We start from the raw sequence: 21311 nt of genomic DNA, 5'->3' as shown, positions 1-21311 counted from the left end.
GTTAGGTGAAAATGACTTATATACACTGTTTGTAAGTGGTTAATTAAACCTCCGATATTCTCTGAATATCGGAGGTTTAATTTTTAATTTTGTTATTATGACAATAGAAGAGCAAATCCTCGCTTTACGCAACGAACTACAATCACATAATCATAGCTATTATGTGCTAGATACACCAACGATATCAGATTTTGACTTTGATCAAAAACTGAAGCAACTGGAAGCACTAGAAGCTGCTCATCCGGAATTTGACGACCCTAACTCGCCTACGCATCGTGTAGGTGGAGCGGTGACTAAAAATTTTGAGACTATTGTACATGAGAACAGAATGTACTCTCTGGATAACTCATATTCAAAAGAAGATCTTGAGGATTGGGAAGCACGCGTAAAGAAAATGGTAGATGGAGAGGTTAATTATACCTGCGAACTTAAATATGACGGAGCCTCAATAAGTCTTACTTATGAAAATGGTGAGTTGCTTAAAGCGGTTACTCGAGGAGATGGTTTGCAAGGAGATGATGTGACTACAAATATTAAAACGATAAAGTCGGTTCCTTTAAAACTGAAAGGTGATTATCCTGAAAAATTTGATATACGAGGGGAGATTGTATTGCCATGGGAAGGTTTTCATGCCATGAATGCAGAGCGTGAAGAGCTAGGTTTTGAGCTCTATCGCAATCCAAGAAATACAGCCAGCGGATCTTTAAAATTACAAGATAGTGCTGAGGTTGCTAGAAGACCACTGCAATGCCTTTTGTATAATATTACAGGAAATAATCTAGGTATTGCTACCCAAATGGATAGCTTACAGAAGGCTCGCGATTGGGGTTTCCGCGTTCCTGAGGCGGCAAAACTGGCAAAGAATATTGATGAGGTATTGGAATTTATCAATCACTGGGATGTGGCAAGGCGTGACTTACCTTATGAGACAGATGGTGTTGTGGTAAAAGTCAACGGATTACAACAACAAGAAGAACTAGGTTATACAGCAAAGGCTCCGCGATGGGCAATGGCGTATAAATTTAAAGCAGAACAAGTTTCTACACGCTTACGCGAAATAACATACCAAGTAGGTCGCACAGGAGCCATCACACCAGTCGCAAACCTTGAACCTGTTGAACTTGCTGGAACGACCGTGAAGCGAGCTAGTTTGCATAATGCAGATCAGATAGAGCGACTCGATATACGAGAAGGTGATGAGGTGTTTGTAGAAAAAGGCGGCGAGATTATTCCAAAAATTATAGCAGTAGATCTTACAAAGCGCCCAGCAGATTCTGAACCTACAACATATATTACTGAGTGTCCAGAATGTAGCACGCCGTTAGTGCGTAAAGAAGGCGAGGCACAGCACTATTGCCCGAATGACATGGGCTGTCCCACTCAAATTATAGGTAGAATACAGCATTACATCTCTAGAAAGGCAATGGATATTGATGGTCTAGGAGGGGAAACCGTAGCGCTCTTAGTAAACGAGGGGCTGATTGTAAATTATGCAGATCTATATGAGCTTACTGTAGCGCAATTATTACCACTAGAGCGTATGGCTCAAAAAAGTGCCGAAAATCTAGTAAGCGGAGTGCAAGCCTCGGTGCAGATTCCTTTTGAGAAGGTGTTGTTTGGTCTAGGAATTAGGTATGTAGGTGAGACCGTAGCCAAGAAACTTGCAAAACATTACAAATCTATAGACGCTATTATTTCGGCAACAGAGGAAGAGCTGGTTGCGGTGGACGAAATAGGAAGTAAGATTGCAGAAAGTGTAATGGCATTTTTCGCGAAAGCGGAACATATTACACTCATAGAGCGTTTAAGATCTTACGGAGTACAATTAGAAATTTCTGCAGAGAAACTTGCCAATCAATCTGACAAACTAGCGGGATACATATTTGTAGTGTCTGGTGTTTTTGAAATGCCTCGCAACGAATTGAAAAAGTTAATAGAAGATAATGGCGGTAAAGTGTCTAGTTCTATTTCTAGTAAAACAACCTACGTTGTGGCAGGAGATAAGATGGGACCAAGTAAGTTGGAGAAAGCAGAAAGCTTAGGAGTAACAATCATATCTGAAGAAGAATTCTTAAATTTAGTTATTGGATAAAATTAATATACAAAACGGAAGGTCATATAGGACAGCTGGTTTAATTACTGGTCTGCTTATTATGCTTATAATGGGGTTTTGGAATATATTTTATTCATTCTATCTGTATCCTATATTTTCACTGTCTTTGTTTATGTACGAATACAAAGAGACCAATAAATTTAATATTGTGTTTTTTTTGTTTTTGCTAAGTACAAATATTACGGAGATATTGTTTTTGTTTGATTATGACACTTACGTTGTAATAGCTTCTCTCTTTTCTGTTATTTCATCTATTTGCCTACTTCTTCTGCTTAAGCCTGTTCTTAAGAAACGTTCTAAGGTTTTTTCTCAGCACTATATTTTAGAGCTTATAATTGGATTTTTAGGTTTTGGGTTCGTGCTAGGTTATCTTATATATTCCATAGCTCCAGTAGTTCCAGATTTAAGCATTTTCATAATTTCTACAATAATATTTATTATTACAATCGGAGCATATTTTATTACGCCTAGCTACAACAAGCATACAGGCAATATTTCTCTTTTTGCTATTGGAGGTGCATATATGGGTGAAATGGTTTTTGCTTTTATATATAAATACATTTACCAAGAAATCGGTTTTCTTCTTGTAGGAGGGATTTTTACTATTTATTTAAAGGTAGTCTTGGCAACTTATTTGACTAAGATAGATGCTATTTCAGATTTTGATGGTAGTGGTACAAATGTTTGATAAATAGGGGATTCTAAGTACTGTATCTTCTTGAAATATTAATTAATAATCACGAGTTGAGGGTTTTATTTCTTAATAGTTACTGGATTTTAGTAATTGAATATTTTGTAAAACACAGATAATGTGGTAGTTAATTGTTTTGGTTTAGTTAGCTTTGAAGTATCGATAGGGTTTATGGCATACACGGACGTAACTATAGACTAGCGGCAATTTCAACTACGATTTTAATTGTAATTGTAACGATTGTTTTAAGTCTTGAGGCTTCCTTTTATCTTTACCCAATATTTGGAATCTTATTGTTTTTATACGTTTTCAAGGCAACTGGACAATTTCACTTTCCTTTCTTGATTACACTTATTTCAGGAATCACTGCAGAGATATTCTTTTTAATCGATTTCAATAAGTACACTTACACCGTATCTATAGCAATGGTTTTTTGTTTTTTATCAATGCTTTATGCGTTAAGGGAGGTTATGCGCTTTCGAGTTGAGAACTTTCCTAGGCACTTGTACCTTGAGGTGTTATTGGGAGTTTTTTCGGTGACTACTTTTATAGGTTATTTAGCTTATGAGATACTTCCAGAAATAGCTCATTTAACCGTCTTTTTGATTTCATTTGCGGGGTTACTTGTTTTTATTTTATTGCTGTATGCAATTCCATTGTTTAATAAGCACCCATCAAACCTTTTATTAACCTTTATTGCTACCGCAGTGCTAGTAGAGTCTGCTTTTGCGTTTATTTATAAGTATATTCTTAACATTGATTTTTTTCTTTTAGTAACGCTCTTTTGTGCAGGAATAGCCAAGGTTGTGTTTGCAATGTTTTTAACGCGCTTAGAGAGCACTAAGAAAATAGATGAAGCGTATATTTAATACGTTTCAATTATTTTTCAGTTTAAAAATTAAGAGAAAATGATGTTACAAGATTTACACGTCAAGTACTAAACTCGATGACTTGAGCTTGTTAGATTCATCAAGATAGAAATCTATCCTCCCTAAGTTAATACCTCCCCAACCCACTTGATTAACAAGCACAAATTTTTCATCTTTATTCTGGACGATTGTTGGTTTTTCTAAGAATGTGTGAGTGTGACCACCTATTATTAAATCAATTCCAGCAGTTTTTGCAGCTAGTGTGAGGTCAGAGATTTTGTCTTCGTTCTTGTAAGAATATCCAAGATGCGATAAACAAATTACGATATCACATTGCTCTTTGTTTCTAAGTGCATCTACGGTGTCTGTGGTTAGTTCTATAGGGTCGAGATAGGAAGTCTCTTTAAACATCGTTTTATTTACAAGTCCGCTGAGTTGTATTCCTACTCCAAAAACGCCTATACGCACGCCATCTTTTACAAAAACTTTATAGGGTTTTGTAAGGCCATCCATAATGGTGTTTGAGAAGTCATAGTTAGAAGAAAGCAGTTCAAATGATGCATTAGGCATTTGGGCAGCAAGACCGCCTATTCCGTTATCAAAATCATGATTACCTATAGTTGCTGCATCATATCCCATCATAGACATAAGCTTGAACTCTAGTTCTCCACCGTAAAAGTTGAAGTATGGAGTGCCTTGAAAGATGTCTCCAGCGTCTAGAAGAAGCGTGTTTGGATTTTCTTTACGCACATTTTGAATAATGTTCATTCTACGAGCGGCTCCTCCTAGATTTGCATATCTAGGGTCGTTTGATGGAAATGGCTCTACATGACTATGTACATCATTAGTGTGAAGTATTGTGATGTGCTTTTTACTTGGTTTTAGGAGTGAATTATTACTCATTCCCATAGTTAACCCTCCGAAACCTATAAGGCTACTAGCAGCCGCAGTTTGTTTTATAAATTTTCTACGTATCATTTGCTATCTCTTGTAAATCTATTGTCTCTCACCGGTGCTATAGTGTCATATTTCTTGAAGTAATCTATGAGCACATTTCTAATTTTATAGTCTAAAGGGAGTACACTTATTGGGTTTTCAAAAAAGGTCATATTATCTCCACCATTCATGAGGTAATCATTTGTGGCGATAAAATAAGTGTTATTATCAGCAACCTCTTTTCCTTGAACTAGGGCTTTTTTTATTTCGCCGTCATCTGATAGTTGAATTTCCATTCCAGAGATAGGGTGAGCAGTTCCATTTTTTAAGTATTGAAACATAGCTTTCATTTGCTTGCCACTTAACTCAACAACGACTACTTCATTTTCAAAAGGCATTAACTCATATGCTGTACCTGTAGTAATAGATCCTTGGTTAAGTGCAGAGCGTATCCCTCCGTAATTTAATAGAACGGCATGAAATGGGTATCCCGCTCTTTTTTCAAACACAGGATTTGTCATTTCATAAACAGCATCTGCCATCATATTTCCCACTGCTGTATTAAACTTGCCATCTTTTTTTGTGTAAGATGCAGGTGCTACAGCAAGCACACTATCCATTTCTGCTCGTATGGTATTTTTATAAGGACTTATAAACGATACAATTTCGGCGTTTTCTTCTGTGTTGCTATTTACAGTAATGAGTTCGCTTTTTATACGTTCTGGTGCGTAGTGAAGTTCTTTTTTACATGAGACTACTGTTGTATATATAACAATAGAACTAATGATAGTTATAAGCTTTGTTCTCTTCATTTTTGTGTCATAAGTAGCAGTATATTTTGGCTACATTTGTATGAAAGTAAAGTTACATGTTTTTAAACGGATTAAAAGCAAAATCTATTCATAAGCAAATAGACAAGCAACTACGCAAACGCGATTATAAGCCTAGTGGGGCAAAGCCGGTTGTTGTGGCATTATTGCAAGACAGTACAAAGCCTTTTGATCCTGTATCCCTAAAAAAGATTCTTAAGATTTTAAATCTTTCAGAAAAAAACTTGGTCCTGCTAGCGTATGTGAAAACGATGACTAAAGATCAAAAGGAGCTTCCATCACTTTTCTCAGAAAAGCAATTAGGCTGGAAAGGTGTATTTAAAACGGCAGCTCTTGAAAATTTTAAAAAACAGCGTTTTGATATTTTAATCAGTTATTACCACTCAGATGCGCTTGCTCTTAGGGCTATGACGGCTATGTCTAATGCAGTTTTAAAAATAGGAGTATCTCCAGAAATGGAATCTGTGAATGATCTAACCATTCATGTGAATGATGGGCAAGAATCAATTTTTATAAAAGAGTTTGAGAAGTATTTAAAGATTTTAAAAGTTATACATTAATGAAAGAGTTGAGAGGGACGGGTGTTGCACTTGTAACGCCATTTCACAAGGATTTATCTGTAGATTTTGACGGGCTTACGCGTCTTATAGAGCATTGTGTTACAGGAGGTATTAACTATCTAGTAGCACTAGGTACCACTGCCGAAACAGCAACGCTTACTAGTAAAGAAAAGCAACAGATTGTTGCTCATATTATAAAAGTTACAAATAAGCGTATACCTATAGTGTTAGGTGTGGGTGGTAATAATACCGCTGCAATAGTAGAGGAGTTTGCCACTGGGGATTTTGATGGAATTACAGCGATTCTCTCAGTTTCTCCAGCATATAATAAGCCTACCCAAGAGGGAATATATCAACACTTTGCAGCTATTTCTGCGGCGAGTCCTTTACCTATCATTTTATACAATGTGCCAGGTAGAACTTCTAGCAATATGTCGCCAGTAACTTCGGCAAGACTGGCTAGTGATTTCGAGAACATCGTAGCTATTAAAGAAGCTGTAAACGATATGGCCCAAGTACTACACTTGATACACAAGGTTCCAGAAGATTTTGTCGTGCTTTCTGGAGATGATGCACTTGCATTGCCGTTAGTTTCGGCAGGAGGAAGTGGCGTTATTTCTGTAATAGGTCAAGGATTACCTTCCTATTTTTCTCAGATTATGAATGATGGTTTGAATAACGCTTTCGCGAAAGCGTACCAAAAACACTTACCACTGCTATCAATGATAGATTTAATCTTTGAAGAAGGAAACCCTGCAGGAATCAAATCATTACTGTCTCATCAAGGGATTTGCGAGCCTTACGTAAGATTGCCGTTAATAGCAGCAAGTAATGCGTTACATCAAAAAATAGGTAATGCACTTTCTATTATTCAAAAAAGTTAAACGTGTCATAACAAAATAATTAGCAGGGTCAAAGCGTTTATTTTTGAGCACTATTAATTATGTTATGTTATGTAATTGATTTTACGTAGTTTTGCCTGCTGTTTCAGACCCTTATGAAGAATATATTTTTCCTATTAGTTTCCGTAGTGTTATTGAGCTCTTGTTCAACATATCAAGATGTTCTCAAGAACGATGATATTAAAGCAAAATATGAATTTGCAGATTCCTTATATAGTCAAGGGAAATACAAGAAAGCGTTAAGGCTCTGGGAGCAGATCGTTCCTTTGTATAGAGGAAGACCTCAAGCAGAACGTGTTACTTATTTATATGCAAATACGTTTTATGAACTAGGAGATTACTATAGTGGTGGTTACCAGTTTGAGCGTTTTGTCAAGTCCTTTCCTCAGAGTACGAAAAGAGAGGAAGCTGCATTTAAGAGTGCAGAAAGTTATTACAGACGTTCGCCTAGATTTAATCTAGACCAAGGAGATACGTATATAGCACTAGAAAAGCTGCAAGGGTTTATCAACGAGTATCCAGACTCTGAACAGGTGGATGATGCTAATGCTAAAGTACAAGAACTCAATACTAAGCTAGAACGTAAATCTTATGAGATAGCAAAAGGGTATAATAAAATAGGAGCTAGTAGAGGAACGTTTCCAAATGCGATAAGTGCATTTGATAATTTCTTACTCGATAATCCTGGTTCTATTTATAGAGAAGATGCTCTATACTGGAAATTTAACTCTGCGTACCAACTAGCAATGGGCAGCGTAAAGCGTCTTCAAGTAGAGCGTCTTGAAGCTGCTAAAGCAGCTTACAATGCACTAGAAAAATATTACCCTCAAGGTAAATATGCTGATGAGGCAGCAAAGGAAATTGCAGAGGTTAATGAAGAACTGCAGGCAAAAGATTTATTAAATTAAAGATGAATACTATGAATATCAAGGACATTGATGCACCTTTGAGTACCACGACTATTGATAAAAATCTTGTAGATGCACCTACAAATAATATCTATGAGGCGATATCTATTATCGCAAAACGTGCTACACAAATCAACACTGAAATCAAGAAAGAATTATCAGAAAAGTTGGATGAATTTGCAACATTTAATGATAGTCTTGAAGAGATCTTTGAGAACAAAGAACAAATAGAGGTTTCTAAATTTTACGAGCGTCTTCCTAAAGCACACGCACTTGCAGTGCAAGAGTGGTTAGAAGATCGTATCTATCATAGAGATACTACAGTTACTGAAGAAGGAAAAAGTAACGATTAGATAGATGTCAGTTTTAAGCGGTAAAAAAATACTTTTAGGAGTTACCGCTGGCATTGCAGCATATAAAAGCGCCAGTCTTGTGAGAGCATTCATAAAGGCTGGCGCTTCTGTGCAAGTAGTAATGACAGAGGCAGCAAAGGAATTTGTAACTCCACTTACGTTAAGTACACTCTCACGTAATCCAGTACACTCTTCATTTACAATAGAAGGAGATGAGAATGCGGTGTGGACTAATCATGTAGAGTTAGGCCTGTGGGCAGATCTTATGGTGATTGCTCCAGCTACGGCAAATACACTCTCAAAAATGGCAAATGGTACTTCAGATAATTTGCTTCTTGCAACCTATCTTAGTGCAAAATGTCCAGTGTATTTTGCTCCAGCAATGGATCTAGATATGTACATCCATCCTTCATCAGAAAATTCTTTTCAGAAATTACAATCCTACGGAAATGTGATGATAGAAGCCACTAGTGGTGAGCTAGCATCTGGTCTTGTGGGAAAAGGGAGAATGGCAGAGCCAGAGGATATCGTTTCATTTATAGAGAAAGATGTTCTTAATAAACTTCCATTTAAAGGGAAGCGAGTGATGATTACAGCCGGACCTACTTATGAAGCTATAGATCCTGTGCGTTTTATAGGTAATCATAGTAGCGGTAGAATGGGAGTAGAGCTAGCTCTTAGAGCGGCAAGCCTGGGTGCTCAAGTAGATTTAATTTTAGGGCCTAGCGCAATAAAAGTTGCCAATAGTGCAATCACAGTGCATAATGTGGTCTCCGGAGAGCAAATGTATGATGCGGCACACACTATTTTTAAAGATGTAGATGTTGCAATAGCATCTGCGGCTGTGGCAGATTATAAACCAGCTACTGTTGCCACAGAAAAAATAAAAAAGAATGATAGCTCAATGAGTATCGATTTAGTAAAAACTAAGGATATTCTAGCTTCACTAGGTGAGATTAAAACACATCAATATCTTCTTGGGTTTGCATTAGAAACTCAAAATGAGATAGAAAATGCACGAAAGAAACTAAAGAAAAAGAATCTTGACGGGATTGTTTTAAATTCGCTTAATGATAAAGGTGCTGGTTTTCAGACCAAAACTAATAAAATTACGTTTATTGATAAAGAAGGTACCGCAACACCATATGAGTTAAAGTCTAAGGCTGCAGTATCTATTGATATATTTGATAAAATAGCCTCCCAAGTACTATGAGAATCTTTACTTTATTAATAGTCTTATTGTTTTCTTTAAATTCTATAGCACAGGAACTTAATGCTGTCGTTGTTATTAATGCAGAGCAGACTAACAAAGCAGATCTTCAAGTTTTTAAAACACTTGAGCGATCACTTACAGAGTTCGTTAATAATACAAAGTGGACAGATCGTAGATTCAAACAGCAAGAGCGTATCGATTGCTCTTTTAATATTATCATCACCCAGCAAGATGGAAATAATTTTAGAGCTACCGTGCAAGTAGGTGCATCGAGACCTGTGTATGGATCTAATTATGATACAGCTACTTTTAATTTTAATGATAAGCAGTTTGATTTTGAGTACACAGAGTTTCAACCTCTTATTTATAATCCTAATACGTTTGACTCTAACTTAGTTTCTGTAATGGCTTTCTATGCTTATACCATCATAGGTATGGATGCAAATACCTTTAAGCTTAATGATGGGGACAAGTATTTTCAAGAAGCAAAGCAAATTGTAACTACGGCTCAACCTAATAGCCAGACTGGGTGGAATCCTCAAGATGGTGCGCAATCTAGATATCGATTAAACGAAGATTTATTGTCTCCTAACTTTAGGGAGTTTGCTGGCATTATGTACAGCTATCACCGTACAGGTTTAGATCTTATGGTTGATGATAAAAAACGTAGTAAGCAAACCATATCTACTACCTTATCTGAGTTTCAATCTTTATATAAGAAGAGGCCCAATAATTTTTTAACTCGAGTATTCTTTGATACTAAGGCAGAGGAAATTGCATCTATATTTTCTTCAGGACCTTCGGTTAACATCACATCACTTGTAGAAGTACTTAATCAAGTAGCGCCAACTAAATCTAATTTCTGGAGGCAGATTAAATTTTAGAATAATTTTATCTAAAATAATCCATGTTTAAAATTCCCGTCTTGCGGGAATTTTTCATTAGCTTTAATCGACTTTTGTAAACGTATAATAGCATTAAGATTAATTAAATATTTATAACTATTGCTTACATCATTATCTATAAAAAATTATGCACTCATCCAGTCTGTTCAACTGAGATTTGATAAAGGTTTTACAGTTATTACTGGTGAGACAGGTGCAGGTAAGTCTATCCTTTTAGGAGCGCTTGGTCTTATTACTGGTAAACGGGCAGATATGTCAAGTGCTGGAGATGCAACACAGAAGTGCATTGTAGAAGGTGTTTTCCATATAGATGGATATCAACTTCATCCTTTTTTTAAAGACCATGATCTTGATTACGAAAATGCGACAATCGTAAGAAGGGAGATTCTGCCTTCTGGAAAAAGTAGGGCATTTATAAATGACACTCCTGTAACACTAGCACAGCTTACTATTTTAGGAGCGAGACTAGTAGACATACATAGCCAGAATAAAACTTTACAGGTAGTAGAAAATGATTTTCAATTTGAGATGATTGATACATTTTCAGACAATCTCAAATTACTTGGGAAATACAAAGAGTCTTTTAAAGCTTGGAAGCTTTTGCAGAGCGAACTAAAAGAATTACTAGAAAGAAAAAAACAAGCGCAGCTTGAATATGATTATCAGTCTTTTCTTTTTACGGAGCTAGATGAGGCTTCTTTAAAAGAAGGTGAGTATGAGTCTTTAGAAGAAGAGCTTAATACGTTGAGTAATGCAGATGAGATTATGCAACAGCTTGCTATAGCTGTTCAAAATATTTCTCTAGATGAAAACGGTGCTATAGATCAGCTCACAGCGGCTAGAGCTGCGTTATCAAGATTAAATAGCTACGGTACTCAGTATACGGCAATTTATGAGCAGCTTAATAGTGCGCTTTTAGAACTAGAAGATATAGGAGCATCATTGAGTGAGATGTCTGACGCGGTAGATGCAGATCCTCTTGCACTTGAGCGACTTAATAACAGAATGCAATTACTGCATTCTTTACTCAAAAAGCATCAAGTAGCGACAGTAGAAGAACTAATAGCTATTAGAAATAATCTTGATAATGGTTTACAAGATATTGCAGGAGTTGATGATAAGATTCAAGCACTAGAAGATAAAATTAAAACGCAACATAACAAAGCAAGTACACTAGCAGCAAAGCTGCATAAAGAGCGCACAACGGCAGCGCCGCATTTAAAGTCGCTGGTTGAGAAATTACTGATAGAGTTAGGAATGCCTAATGCACAATTTCAAGTGTCTCTAGCTATGCAAGAAGATCTTCATGCTTCAGGTAATGATGTGTTGGAGTTTTTATTCTCGGCAAATAAAGGGAGTGAGCTCAAACCATTAGGAAAAGGTGCTTCTGGAGGAGAACTTTCAAGAGTTATGCTCGCACTCAAGTCGGTACTAAGTAAGCACAAGCAATTGCCTACGCTTATTTTTGATGAAATAGATACTGGAGTAAGTGGAGATATTGCAGTAAAAATGGGTGGTATCCTTAAAAAAATGGGTCGTACTATGCAGCTTATAAGCATCACACACTTACCGCAAATAGCAGGTCAAGGCGCTTCTCATTTTAAAGTGTACAAGAAAGATACAGAGGAGCGTACACAAACCTTTATCGAGCAGCTAGATGAAGATGCTCGTATTGTTGAGATAGCGGCAATGTTAGGTGGTAACCAGCAAAGTCAAGCAGCAATAGACCACGCAAAAAATCTACTTAATTAGGATTTTTTACACAGAAACCACGATATTTACACTCTTCTAGCAACAACAAGCTAGAGAGCAAAAAAAAACACATCAAACCATTAATAATATTATGAGTTATAATTTACTTAAAGGAAAGCGCGGAATTATTTTTGGAGCATTGGATCCTAATTCAATTGCTTGGAAAACCGCAGAGCGTGTGCACGAAGAAGGAGGAACTTTTGTTCTTACAAATGCACCTATCGCTATGCGTATGGGACAGATTAATGACCTTGCCGAAAAGACAGGTTCAGAAATCATACCTGCAGACGCAACATCTTTAGAAGATCTTGAAAACCTTGTAACTAAGGCACAAGAAATTCTAGGTGGTAAATTAGACTTCGTTTTACACTCTATTGGAATGTCTATAAACGTACGTAAAGGTCGTGCTTACACAGATCAAAAGTATGACTGGACACAGAAGGGAACAGATGTTTCTGCAATGTCTTTCCACAAAGTGATGCAAACGCTTTATAAGCAAGACGCAATGAACGAGTGGGGAAGCATTGTTGCTCTTACTTATATGGCAGCACAGCGTGTTTTTCCAGATTATAACGACATGGCAGATAATAAGGCATACTTAGAGTCTATCGCACGTAGCTTTGGTTACTTCTACGGAAAAGAAAAGAACGTACGTGTAAATACAATCTCTCAATCTCCTACACCTACTACGGCTGGACAAGGAGTAAAAGGATTTGATGGATTTATAGCTTATGCAGAAAAAATGAGCCCGTTAGGTAATGCTACTGCTCAAGATTGTGCAGATTATACCATTACATTATTTTCAGACCTTACAAAGCGTGTAACTATGCAAAACCTTTATAATGATGGAGGTTTTAGTAATACGGGTGTAAGTAATGAGGTGATGGAATCGTTCATGAAAGCAGAAGGACACGAATAGATTTTTATTTGTTACGCTTTCGCGAAAGCGTACTAAAAACACATTAAAACCATCGATACTCTCTCGGTGGTTTTTTGTTGCTTACCCATTGTGTAACCGTTAGCTTTGTCTTCTATGCAATTATCATATTCTTTTATTGTACCCGTTTTTAATCGTCCAGATGAAATTGCCGAACTACTAGCAAGTTTTGAGGCGCAAGAATCTACGATTCCTTATGAGATAGTAATTATTGAAGATGGATCTACAATCTCTTGTGAGAATGAACTTGCAGCATACCCTAATCTCAATATCACCTATTTACCAAAACCGAATTCTGGACCAGGCAGTTCACGCAACTATGGGATGCAAAGAGCAAGCGGTAATTACTTTATAATTCTAGATTCTGATTGCATATTGCCACCATCATATGTGAGCGTCATGAATGAGCGATTACAAAACAATTATGTAGACTGTTATGGAGGCCCAGACGCAGCGCATCCGGATTTTTCTAATTTACAAAAGGCAATAAGTTATAGCATGACCTCTCTGTTTACCACTGGCGGAATAAGAGGTGGAGGAGAAGATACAGGCAAATTCCAGCCTAGAAGTTTTAATATGGGTCTTTCTAAAAAAGCATTTGAAGCAAGTGGAGGTTTTGGAAATATTCACCCAGGTGAAGATCCAGATTTGGTGTTGAGATTATGGGAGCTTGGTTTCAAAACAGCGCTTATTCCTCAGGCATTTGTATATCATAAGCGTCGTATTTCTTGGAAGAAGTTTTATATACAAGTGAATAAATTTGGACTTGTGAGACCTATCTTAAATAAGTGGCATCCTACGACAGCCAAAATAACGTACTGGTTTCCTACACTTTTTATGCTAGGTCTCTTTGTGAGCTTAGGGTTGCTCTTTGCGGGTTATTATGTTGCAATATTATTTTATGCTCTTTATTTAGTAATTATTTTAATACATGCTTCTATTGTTAATAAAAGTATAGCTATCGGATTGCTTAGTGTAATAGCCACATTTATACAGTTTTATGGCTATGGTAAAGGCTTTCTAGCCTCTGTGATACATATTAAATGGTTGGACAAAGAGCCTCTTAAGCGATATCCACACCTTTTTTTTAGTACATTAGAGCAGTAAAAGGTTTGTAATCTATGTTTAAGGGAATTAAGATTAATAGTGTGACTGCGCGAGAATTCTTATTCTTTTTGTTGCTTACCACTATCGTCGCTGCCCTAATAAAACTTTCAAAAACATATAGTACACAATACGAAGTGACCTTAAGTATTACAGAAGTTCCTATAGATAGAACTGTGCAGGTCATTGTGCCCGAGATTATTAAGATACAAGCAGAAGGATCTGGATTTACTTTGTTTACTAGTGCATTAGATTCACCAGAGATTGCTATTAGTTACGAGCAGTTACAACGTGTGTCGAATAGAGAATTTACATTCAATACTAACGAAAATCAGGAGATAATTAAAAATGCTATTGATAGGGAGCTTTCTATTCTAGCGATGACACCTTCTCAAATTACCGTAACAATTGATTCAGTTGCTTCAAAAAAGGTTCCTGTGATATCTAAAGCAAGCTTGATTTACAAAACCGGATATGGTGGTCGTAATAAAATGATTATAAATCCAGATAGTGTTACCGTTGTAGGACCTAGTTCATTATTGGCAAACATAGAAGCGATACCTACAGAACAAAAGGAAATTACAAATATTAACACAGACCTTTCGGACAATGTGTTGTTGTCACTTGATAAATTACCGGAGGAGCTTAGGGTTTCACATAAATCTATAATGCTGCATCAAGAGATTGCCAAGTTTACGGAGGGTAAAATTACTGTACCTATAACAGTATTAAATGATCCAAAAAAGCGCGTAAAAATACTACCTAAAACCGCTGAAATTATTTATCTGGTTGAACTTGAAAATTTTGAAAGTATAACACCATCAGATTTTCTAGTTACTTGCGATTATGCCACAGCAAATAATTCCGATGCATATTTAACGCTTACAATCGCTAGAGAACCTAAAGGAGTTAAGTCTGTGCGACTTATTAATAAGCAAGTTAAATTTATTATTGTAAACTAAAAGTATGATTATTGTAGGTCTCACAGGAGGAATAGGAAGTGGTAAAACAACGGTAGGCTCGTTTTTTAATGAACTAGGTGTTCCCATTTATATTGCAGATGTGGAGGCTAAGAAACTCATGAATACAGATGAGGTCTTAATAAAGCAAATTTCTTTTTTGCTTGGTGATCAATCTTATAAAGATGGTAAGCTGAATAGAGCTTATATCGCAAATGAAGTTTTTAGTAGTCCTAAGTTATTAAAAAGGCTAAATAGCATTGTGCATCCAGCGGTAAAAACTCATTTTTCAAAATGGGTTTCTGAGCAAAACTCTCCTTACGTTATTAAAGAAGTAGCTATACTTTTTGAAAACGGTGGTCATCTTGATTGTGATTATACTATTCTAGTTACTGCTCCAAAAAGCGATCGAATTAAGCGTGTAATGAAAAGGGATCGAGCTTCAGAAAAAGACGTAATTAAACGCATGAATTCGCAATGGACAGATAATCGTAAGACCGCTATGGCAGATGTACTCATAAATAATGAATTCTTGGAGTCATCAAAAATGTCTGTAAGTCGCATTCACACTCACATCATGTCACGTATAGGTAAGGGGTGGAAGTAGTAAAATAGCTGCTTGTTAACATTTGGTTAAACCGAATCGGCTTCAAATGTTAAAATCTTACTTTTGGATAGTGAATAAAAAACTGTTTTACTTATTAATCATTCTCATGAGTCTTTCACTCATAGGAATCATCTTTGTTCAAGGCTACTGGATAACAAGTAGTGTTGAGACAAAGCGGGAGCAATTTAGCTTTAATGCTAGACAAGCATTATCTGCTGTTGTCGATAAAATTGAAAACAGAGAGTTAGAAGATTACTACTACCCAGTGCAAAATATGGTAGATAGTATTGGAGTTCCAGATGATCTGACATTTGATGAGTACTTTTATTTAAATGAAGATCTGGTAAATAATGAGCTTATTCTTTATACAAGCGGTATACTTCAAGAAGATTTTAAGATAACCGCACCTGGTTTCATAGGTGAAAAAGGTGATAGTATATCCTTTAAACGTTATGCAAACAGAAAGTCTACTCAAATTATAAGAAAGAATAATGTAGAAGGTGGAGAGGAGTCTACATCTAATAGAATTCAGGAGTTCTCAAGACTTATTGATTATGAGAAATTTAGATTTTCTGACATTGTTAGTAGGATTGCAACTAAAATTCCTATCCACAAGAGACTTACTGCAGAAGAGATAGAAAGACTTTTGACGATAGAGCTTTCAGAAAGAAACCTAGAAACAGATTTTGATTTTGGAGTTTATAGTAATGATCTATTAACTAAAGTAAGGTCTGATAATTTCAAATTTAGAAAATCTGCTCCAGGATATAGCGAGCCAATATTTCTTTATAATCAAGATTTAAGTGACTACTCATTATATGTACAATTTCCCGGAGAAAAGAAATTTGTAATTTCTTCAATTTTAGGAATGGCTGGTCTGTCTATAATATTTACTCTTATTATCGTTATCGCATATTCTAGCGCATTGCATCAACTCAATAAGCAACGTCAAATCTCTCAAATAAAGACAGATTTTATAAATAACATGACACACGAGTTTAAGACGCCTATAGCAACTATTAATCTTGCACTAGATGCTTTAAAAAATTCAAAAATATCTTCTAATCCCGAAAAGGTAAGTTATTATCAAGGACTTATAAGAGAAGAAAATAAAAGAATGCACGGTCAAGTGGAAAACGTTTTACGTATTTCAAAACTTGAAAAGAATGAACTAGATATCCAAAAAGAACGTTTAGATATGCACGAGCTCGTGGAGGATGCTAGTAATCATGTTCTATTAATCGTAGAAGATCGTGGTGGCTATATAGACCTTCATCTGGACGCAGAGCGTACTCCAGTACTCGCAAATGAGTCGCATTTTACTAATGTATTAGTAAATATTATGGATAATGCTGTAAAGTATACTCCAGAAGACAGAGCGCCAGAAGTTGATGTGTATACAGAAAACACAAAAGACTCAATTATTATCAAGATTCAAGATAAAGGTGATGGAATGACCAAAGCCGTGCAGAAAAAAATATTTGACAAATTTTATCGTGAGCACACAGGAGACATACATAATGTAAAAGGCCACGGACTCGGGCTTGCCTACGCAAAAAGAATCGTAGACGACCACCAAGGAGAAATCTCCGTTGAAAGTGAAAAAGGAATGGGAAGTACATTCATAATCAAAATACCACTAATATCATATTAATATGGAAACTGAAAACAAAAAGATTTTACTAGTAGAGGATGATCCGAATTTTGGAACTGTTCTTAAAGATTACCTTATGATGAATGACTACAATGTCACTCATGCAAAAAATGGTATGGAAGGATTTGAGAAATTTAAAAAAGACGATTATGATCTTTGTATTCTTGATGTAATGATGCCATATAAAGATGGTTTTACACTAGCCAAAGAAATTAGAGAGAAGAATGAAGATATTCCTATCATCTTTTTAACTGCTAAGGCTCTTAAAGAAGATGTACTTAAAGGTTATAAAGTAGGAGCAGACGACTATCTGAATAAGCCATTTGATAGTGAAGTATTACTTATGAAAATAAAGGCAATCATACAGCGTAAGTCTGTTGATTCTGTTGCAGATTCTAAGCAGTTCGAATTTAATGTTGGTAACTTCCACTTAAATTCAAAACTACGTTTCTTAACGTATAAAGAAGAGGAGCCTATAAAATTATCTCCTAAAGAAAATGAGTTATTACGTATGCTTGCACTTCATGAAAATGACTTGATGCCACGTGAACTAGCTCTTACAAAAATCTGGAGAGATGATAATTACTTTACATCTAGAAGTATGGATGTATATATTGCAAAACTACGTAAGTACCTTAAAAAGGATGACCTTGTAGAGATTTTAAACATTCACGGAGAAGGATTCCGTCTGGTTGTAAAGAAAGATGACTAATAGCCAATATCGGTATAAACGATATTAGTGTACCTATAAAAACGTGCCGCTCTATGAGTGGTGCGTTTTTTTATTTATAAACGATGCTATTTCTTCAAAAGGTGTCTGGTAGTCAAACCAATTGATAGTCTCATCACGGCGATACCATGTCATTTGTCTTTTAGCAAAACGTCGCGTATTGGTCTTTATATTTTCAATAGCTCGTTCTAGGGTGACTGTGCCTTCAAAATATTCAAAGAGCTCCCTGTAGCCTACAGTTATAAGGGCGTTGTTATGCTTTCGCGAAAGCAAACTTTCTACCTCTTTAACCAGACCATTTTCAATCATAAGATCTACACGTAGATTAATACGGTCGTACATAATTTTACGGTCTGCTTGTAATCCTATTTTGATGGTCTCAAAATTGCGCTTAGGTTTAGGTCTATTTCTATAAAATGAAAAAGGCTCATCTGCCGAAAGACATACTTCTAAAGCTCTTATAACGCGCTGTGTGTTATGTATATCAACTTGCTTGTAATACGTTGGGTCTTTGTCTAGTAAGAGATCTTGTAGCGCTTCAATACCCACCCTCTCGTGCAAATCTTTGAGCTTTGCTCGTACACCATCTTTTACTGCGGGAAACTCATCTAATCCATTAATAACGGCGTCTACATACATCCCAGAACCACCTACCATAACCACGGTGTCGTATTTTTTATGTAGTGCGGTAATTTTATCGATAGCGTCTTTTTCAAAGTGTCCCACACTGTAGTCTTGATTTACAGAGAGGTGTTGTATAAAATGATGCGGGGCTGCAGCGAGCTCCTCAGGTTCTGGAACGGCTGTACCTATATACATCTCTTTAAAAAATTGTCTTGAGTCTGCAGATAGAATTTCTGTCTTGAGATATTGTGCTACTTTAATGGAAAGTGCAGTTTTACCTATTGCAGTAGGTCCTACGATGGGGATGAGATATTTACTCATGTGAGACGTTAAGCGTGTGTCCGCATTTATGACAAAATTCGGCATCATCACGATGTTTCTTTGCATTACAGTTTACGCAGGCTTGCGTGTTCATATGCACATAGTCTTCACCATCTATCGTGATTTTTTCTGAGCTCATGTCTTTTGCATATTCGGCACTCACAATACCTGTAGGTACTGCAATGATTCCATATCCTAATATCATAATAATAGCCGCTATAAGTTGTCCAAGTGGAGTAACAGGTGCGATATCTCCAAAGCCTACCGTAGTAAGCGTTACAATACACCAGTAAACACTTACAGGGATGCTGGAGAAGCCACTTTGCTCACCTTCTATCATATACATGATTGTGCCAGCGATAATACAGAGAATAAGTACTGCAAATAAAAATATACTAATCTTTGCTCTACTATCTTTAAGAGCTTTGGAGAGCTTATTAGACTCGCCTACGTATCTCGTGATTTTTAAAATTCTGAATACTCGTAATAAGCGAAGCGCTCTTACGGTAAGTAAAGCATTTGAGCCAATGAAGAAAAAAGCTAAGTACTGCGGTATTGTTGAGAAGAAGTCGATGAGACCATAAAAGCTGAAAATATATTTTGTAGGCTTTTTTATCGTTATAATTCTCGCAAAGTACTCTAGTGTAAAGAAGATGGTGATGATCCATTCTCCTACTTCAAAAACATCGTGATATTTTGCATCTATGCTTTTTACACTTTCGAGCATTACTAGTGCGATGCTGGCAAGTATAAGTATGAGTAATACTACATCAAAAAGTTTTCCCGCAGGCGTGTCTGCCTCGTAAATAATATCGTGCAGTTTTCTGCGCCAAAATGATGTGCCCTCTTTTGTCAAAATATCTAGTTCTTATACAGTAGCCTAAAAATACTGTTTTCTGTGCTAGTTAGTAATCTGATCTAGCGGAATAATCTTAAGTCGTTTTCTGCTACGACAGTAACTCTGGATAATGTGTCTAGCATCTCTATTATCTTCCATAGGGGTTATAATAGATTTAAGCGATTCAAGGTCGTTGAGTTGGAAATCAGATTTATAATAACCTATTCCTACAAAAATACCATCTTCTACAAGTACTACAGAACGTTCAATTGAGGTGCGACCACGCTCAACGATTATCATACTTTTGTTTTTGTAACTATGCTTGTCTAGAAAAGCTTGCACACGCTGGTTATATGATTCTGGTGATTCCCCCCCTATACAAGCGCCATTACATTTTTTAATAGTATAATTAAAGCAGTTGCCACTCTTTTCATTGTACAGTGTCTTGTTTTGGCATAAATCATACGAGTCGATAATGCGCTCTAGATTAGCCTTTGCACTCATAGAGTTGCTATAAGTTGTTATAGATTCCTTGCGACCATCTGCTCTTTCGGTCTTGAGATGTATATAACCTTCACTGTCTGTATAGTGAGTGAGTTGTACTTTAAATTTAGTTCTACGTAAGGCTCTATTAAACTTTGGCTTGTGACGTTTTATTTCTGCATTCTCCTTTAGAAGTGCAATGAGTTCAGTACCTGTAGTCTGGTAGGTAACCGTTTCTACCTGATCTTGTATTTGCTTACTCTTACGATTATCATTAGTAAAATGCTGCGTAAGACGTTTTTTCATGTTTTTACTTTTGCCTATGTAAATGATGGTTCCATTTACATTATGCATAAAGTACACACCAGTCTCAGAAGGCACACTTCTTATAAGGTCCTTAAGTTTGGTGTCCATATGCTTTTTTGGGAAAGAGCGTATGGCTTTAGTTATAATTGTCTTTTCTGGGTCTTTCTCTAGGAGTAACTTGAAAAGTTTGACAGTTGCAATAGCATCACCATCTGCTCTATGTCTGTTAGACATCGCGATTCCTAATGTCTTAGTTAGTTTTCCTAAACTATAGCTATCATGTCCGGGAAGTAATTCTTGAGAAAGCTCTACAGAACATAAGGTCGTTCTTTCATAAGGGTATCCAAGCCTGTCAAATTCTAGACTTAAAATGCGATAGTCAAACTGGGCATTATGAGCCACAATAATACATCCCTCTGTGATTTCAATAATACGCTTTGCTATTTCATGAAACTTTGGAGCATCTGTTAACATCCCGTTATTAATACCAGTAAGTCCTACTACAAATGCTTGTATGGGGCGTTCTGGATTTACGAGAGTAATAAATTGATCTACAACTTGATGTCCGTCAAATTTATAAATGGCGATTTCTGTAATACCTTCTTCGTTGTACTTACCGCCAGTGGTTTCTATGTCTAGTATTGCGTAAATATGCTATTTTTTAAAATTCCAGTTTTTAGGGAATTACGTTATTTTAAAAATGAGTTCAAGTGTTT

Annotated in this window: 21 protein-coding genes; 16 read left to right on the top strand and 5 right to left on the bottom strand. The window is 36.3% G+C overall.

Going from position 1 to position 21311, the window contains the following annotated elements:
- Positions 1–97: 97 nt before the first annotated feature.
- From ligA to KRODI_RS15515, 3 genes are all read left to right on the top strand, one after another.
- Positions 98–2092 (top strand): NAD-dependent DNA ligase LigA, encoded by a 1995-nt coding sequence (gene ligA / locus KRODI_RS02150; protein ID WP_013749926.1) that lies wholly within the window; start codon positions 98–100, stop codon positions 2090–2092.
- Positions 2085–2801, top strand: a complete 717-nt coding sequence (locus tag KRODI_RS02145) for a hypothetical protein (protein WP_041295595.1) — start codon at positions 2085–2087, stop codon at positions 2799–2801. Before ligA ends, KRODI_RS02145 begins: the two co-directional genes overlap by 8 nt.
- A gap of 539 nt (positions 2802–3340) precedes the next feature.
- Complete coding sequence (locus tag KRODI_RS15515; protein WP_144783256.1) at positions 3341–3673, top strand: hypothetical protein; 333 nt, start codon at positions 3341–3343, stop codon at positions 3671–3673.
- A 54-nt stretch (positions 3674–3727) separates the two neighbouring features.
- Here the strand turns inward: KRODI_RS15515 and KRODI_RS02135 are convergent, their stop codons facing one another.
- Positions 3728–4651 carry a bifunctional metallophosphatase/5'-nucleotidase gene (locus tag KRODI_RS02135; protein ID WP_013749923.1) on the bottom strand — a complete coding sequence of 308 codons (924 nt, stop codon included), beginning with the start codon at positions 4649–4651 and terminating at the stop codon, positions 3728–3730.
- On the bottom strand, positions 4648–5421 hold the full coding sequence (locus KRODI_RS02130; RefSeq protein WP_013749922.1) for a 5'-nucleotidase C-terminal domain-containing protein: 774 nt from the start codon (positions 5419–5421) through the stop codon (positions 4648–4650). Before KRODI_RS02130 ends, KRODI_RS02135 begins: the two co-directional genes overlap by 4 nt.
- Positions 5422–5477: 56 nt before the next feature.
- On the opposite strand from KRODI_RS02130, the gene KRODI_RS02125 reads away from it, so the two are divergent.
- The 13 genes from KRODI_RS02125 (at position 5478) to KRODI_RS02065 (ending at position 18005) form a co-directional block, all read left to right on the top strand.
- The gene (locus tag KRODI_RS02125; RefSeq protein ID WP_013749921.1) at positions 5478–5999 is read left to right on the top strand and encodes a DUF6913 domain-containing protein; all 522 of its coding nucleotides are present in this window, start codon (positions 5478–5480) and stop codon (positions 5997–5999) included.
- A complete protein-coding gene (gene dapA / locus KRODI_RS02120) occupies positions 5999–6883 on the top strand; it encodes a 4-hydroxy-tetrahydrodipicolinate synthase (RefSeq protein ID WP_013749920.1) in 885 nt (294 codons plus the stop codon). The genes KRODI_RS02125 and dapA overlap by 1 nt, the downstream gene beginning before the upstream one ends.
- A gap of 113 nt (positions 6884–6996) precedes the next feature.
- Positions 6997–7809 carry an outer membrane protein assembly factor BamD gene (locus KRODI_RS02115; protein ID WP_013749919.1) on the top strand — a complete coding sequence of 271 codons (813 nt, stop codon included), beginning with the start codon at positions 6997–6999 and terminating at the stop codon, positions 7807–7809.
- Between the two features lie 11 nt (positions 7810–7820).
- Positions 7821–8162, top strand: a complete 342-nt coding sequence (locus KRODI_RS02110) for a DNA-directed RNA polymerase subunit omega (protein ID WP_013749918.1) — start codon at positions 7821–7823, stop codon at positions 8160–8162.
- 4 nt (positions 8163–8166) lie between these two features.
- Positions 8167–9375, top strand: a complete 1209-nt coding sequence (coaBC, locus tag KRODI_RS02105) for a bifunctional phosphopantothenoylcysteine decarboxylase/phosphopantothenate--cysteine ligase CoaBC (protein ID WP_013749917.1) — start codon at positions 8167–8169, stop codon at positions 9373–9375.
- Entirely contained in the window at positions 9372–10259 is an 888-nt protein-coding gene (locus tag KRODI_RS02100; protein ID WP_013749916.1) for a DUF4835 family protein, read from the top strand. Before coaBC ends, KRODI_RS02100 begins: the two co-directional genes overlap by 4 nt.
- Positions 10260–10379: 120 nt before the next feature.
- Positions 10380–12032, top strand: coding sequence for a DNA repair protein RecN (gene recN / locus KRODI_RS02095; RefSeq protein WP_013749915.1), 1653 nt, complete (start codon positions 10380–10382; stop codon positions 12030–12032).
- A gap of 91 nt (positions 12033–12123) precedes the next feature.
- On the top strand, positions 12124–12951 hold the full coding sequence (locus tag KRODI_RS02090) for an enoyl-ACP reductase (RefSeq protein WP_013749914.1): 828 nt from the start codon (positions 12124–12126) through the stop codon (positions 12949–12951).
- A 114-nt stretch (positions 12952–13065) separates the two neighbouring features.
- Entirely contained in the window at positions 13066–14076 is a 1011-nt protein-coding gene (locus KRODI_RS02085; protein ID WP_013749913.1) for a glycosyltransferase, read from the top strand.
- 14 nt (positions 14077–14090) lie between these two features.
- Complete coding sequence (locus KRODI_RS02080) at positions 14091–15035, top strand: CdaR family protein (RefSeq protein WP_013749912.1); 945 nt, start codon at positions 14091–14093, stop codon at positions 15033–15035.
- 4 nt (positions 15036–15039) lie between these two features.
- Positions 15040–15639 carry a dephospho-CoA kinase gene (gene coaE / locus KRODI_RS02075; RefSeq protein WP_013749911.1) on the top strand — a complete coding sequence of 200 codons (600 nt, stop codon included), beginning with the start codon at positions 15040–15042 and terminating at the stop codon, positions 15637–15639.
- Positions 15640–15745: 106 nt separating this feature from the next.
- Complete coding sequence (locus KRODI_RS02070; RefSeq protein WP_237699375.1) at positions 15746–17293, top strand: sensor histidine kinase; 1548 nt, start codon at positions 15746–15748, stop codon at positions 17291–17293.
- A gap of 1 nt (position 17294) precedes the next feature.
- Positions 17295–18005 (top strand): response regulator transcription factor, encoded by a 711-nt coding sequence (locus KRODI_RS02065; RefSeq protein WP_013749909.1) that lies wholly within the window; start codon positions 17295–17297, stop codon positions 18003–18005.
- Between the two features lie 51 nt (positions 18006–18056).
- Here KRODI_RS02065 and miaA read toward each other — a convergent pair whose 3' ends face one another.
- From miaA to KRODI_RS02050, 3 genes are read right to left on the bottom strand one after another with little or no spacing between them, the layout of a single operon-like run.
- Entirely contained in the window at positions 18057–18968 is a 912-nt protein-coding gene (miaA, locus tag KRODI_RS02060; RefSeq protein WP_013749908.1) for a tRNA (adenosine(37)-N6)-dimethylallyltransferase MiaA, read from the bottom strand.
- The gene (locus KRODI_RS02055; protein WP_013749907.1) at positions 18961–19824 is read right to left on the bottom strand and encodes an ion transporter; all 864 of its coding nucleotides are present in this window, start codon (positions 19822–19824) and stop codon (positions 18961–18963) included. Before KRODI_RS02055 ends, miaA begins: the two co-directional genes overlap by 8 nt.
- Before the next feature lie 45 nt (positions 19825–19869).
- On the bottom strand, positions 19870–21246 hold the full coding sequence (locus tag KRODI_RS02050) for an exonuclease domain-containing protein (RefSeq protein WP_013749906.1): 1377 nt from the start codon (positions 21244–21246) through the stop codon (positions 19870–19872).
- Positions 21247–21311 lie beyond the last annotated feature (65 nt).

Source organism: Dokdonia sp. 4H-3-7-5 (genome assembly GCF_000212355.1).
Lineage (GTDB): Bacteria > Bacteroidota > Bacteroidia > Flavobacteriales > Flavobacteriaceae > Dokdonia.
Note: the sequence above shows the minus strand (reverse complement) of the source record. Positions and strands in the feature narration are given on the sequence as shown.

What these genes read in the sequence shown, in the direction of transcription:
- KRODI_RS02090 (WP_013749914.1), top strand. Translation starts at nt 12,124, where the DNA reads ATGAGTTATAATTTACTTAAAGGAAAGCGCGGAATTATTTTTGGAGCA.
- KRODI_RS02080 (WP_013749912.1), top strand. Translation starts at nt 14,091, where the DNA reads ATGTTTAAGGGAATTAAGATTAATAGTGTGACTGCGCGAGAATTCTTA.
- KRODI_RS02115 (WP_013749919.1), top strand. Translation starts at nt 6,997, where the DNA reads ATGAAGAATATATTTTTCCTATTAGTTTCCGTAGTGTTATTGAGCTCT.
- dapA (WP_013749920.1), top strand. Translation starts at nt 5,999, where the DNA reads ATGAAAGAGTTGAGAGGGACGGGTGTTGCACTTGTAACGCCATTTCAC.
- miaA (WP_013749908.1), bottom strand. Translation starts at nt 18,968, where the DNA reads ATGAGTAAATATCTCATCCCCATCGTAGGACCTACTGCAATAGGTAAA.
- coaBC (WP_013749917.1), top strand. Translation starts at nt 8,167, where the DNA reads ATGTCAGTTTTAAGCGGTAAAAAAATACTTTTAGGAGTTACCGCTGGC.
- KRODI_RS02110 (WP_013749918.1), top strand. Translation starts at nt 7,821, where the DNA reads ATGAATATCAAGGACATTGATGCACCTTTGAGTACCACGACTATTGAT.
- KRODI_RS02070 (WP_237699375.1), top strand. Translation starts at nt 15,746, where the DNA reads ATGAGTCTTTCACTCATAGGAATCATCTTTGTTCAAGGCTACTGGATA.
- KRODI_RS02065 (WP_013749909.1), top strand. Translation starts at nt 17,295, where the DNA reads ATGGAAACTGAAAACAAAAAGATTTTACTAGTAGAGGATGATCCGAAT.
- KRODI_RS02125 (WP_013749921.1), top strand. Translation starts at nt 5,478, where the DNA reads ATGTTTTTAAACGGATTAAAAGCAAAATCTATTCATAAGCAAATAGAC.
- coaE (WP_013749911.1), top strand. Translation starts at nt 15,040, where the DNA reads ATGATTATTGTAGGTCTCACAGGAGGAATAGGAAGTGGTAAAACAACG.
- KRODI_RS02130 (WP_013749922.1), bottom strand. Translation starts at nt 5,421, where the DNA reads ATGAAGAGAACAAAGCTTATAACTATCATTAGTTCTATTGTTATATAT.
- KRODI_RS02135 (WP_013749923.1), bottom strand. Translation starts at nt 4,651, where the DNA reads ATGATACGTAGAAAATTTATAAAACAAACTGCGGCTGCTAGTAGCCTT.
- KRODI_RS02085 (WP_013749913.1), top strand. Translation starts at nt 13,066, where the DNA reads ATGCAATTATCATATTCTTTTATTGTACCCGTTTTTAATCGTCCAGAT.
- KRODI_RS02100 (WP_013749916.1), top strand. Translation starts at nt 9,372, where the DNA reads ATGAGAATCTTTACTTTATTAATAGTCTTATTGTTTTCTTTAAATTCT.
- ligA (WP_013749926.1), top strand. Translation starts at nt 98, where the DNA reads ATGACAATAGAAGAGCAAATCCTCGCTTTACGCAACGAACTACAATCA.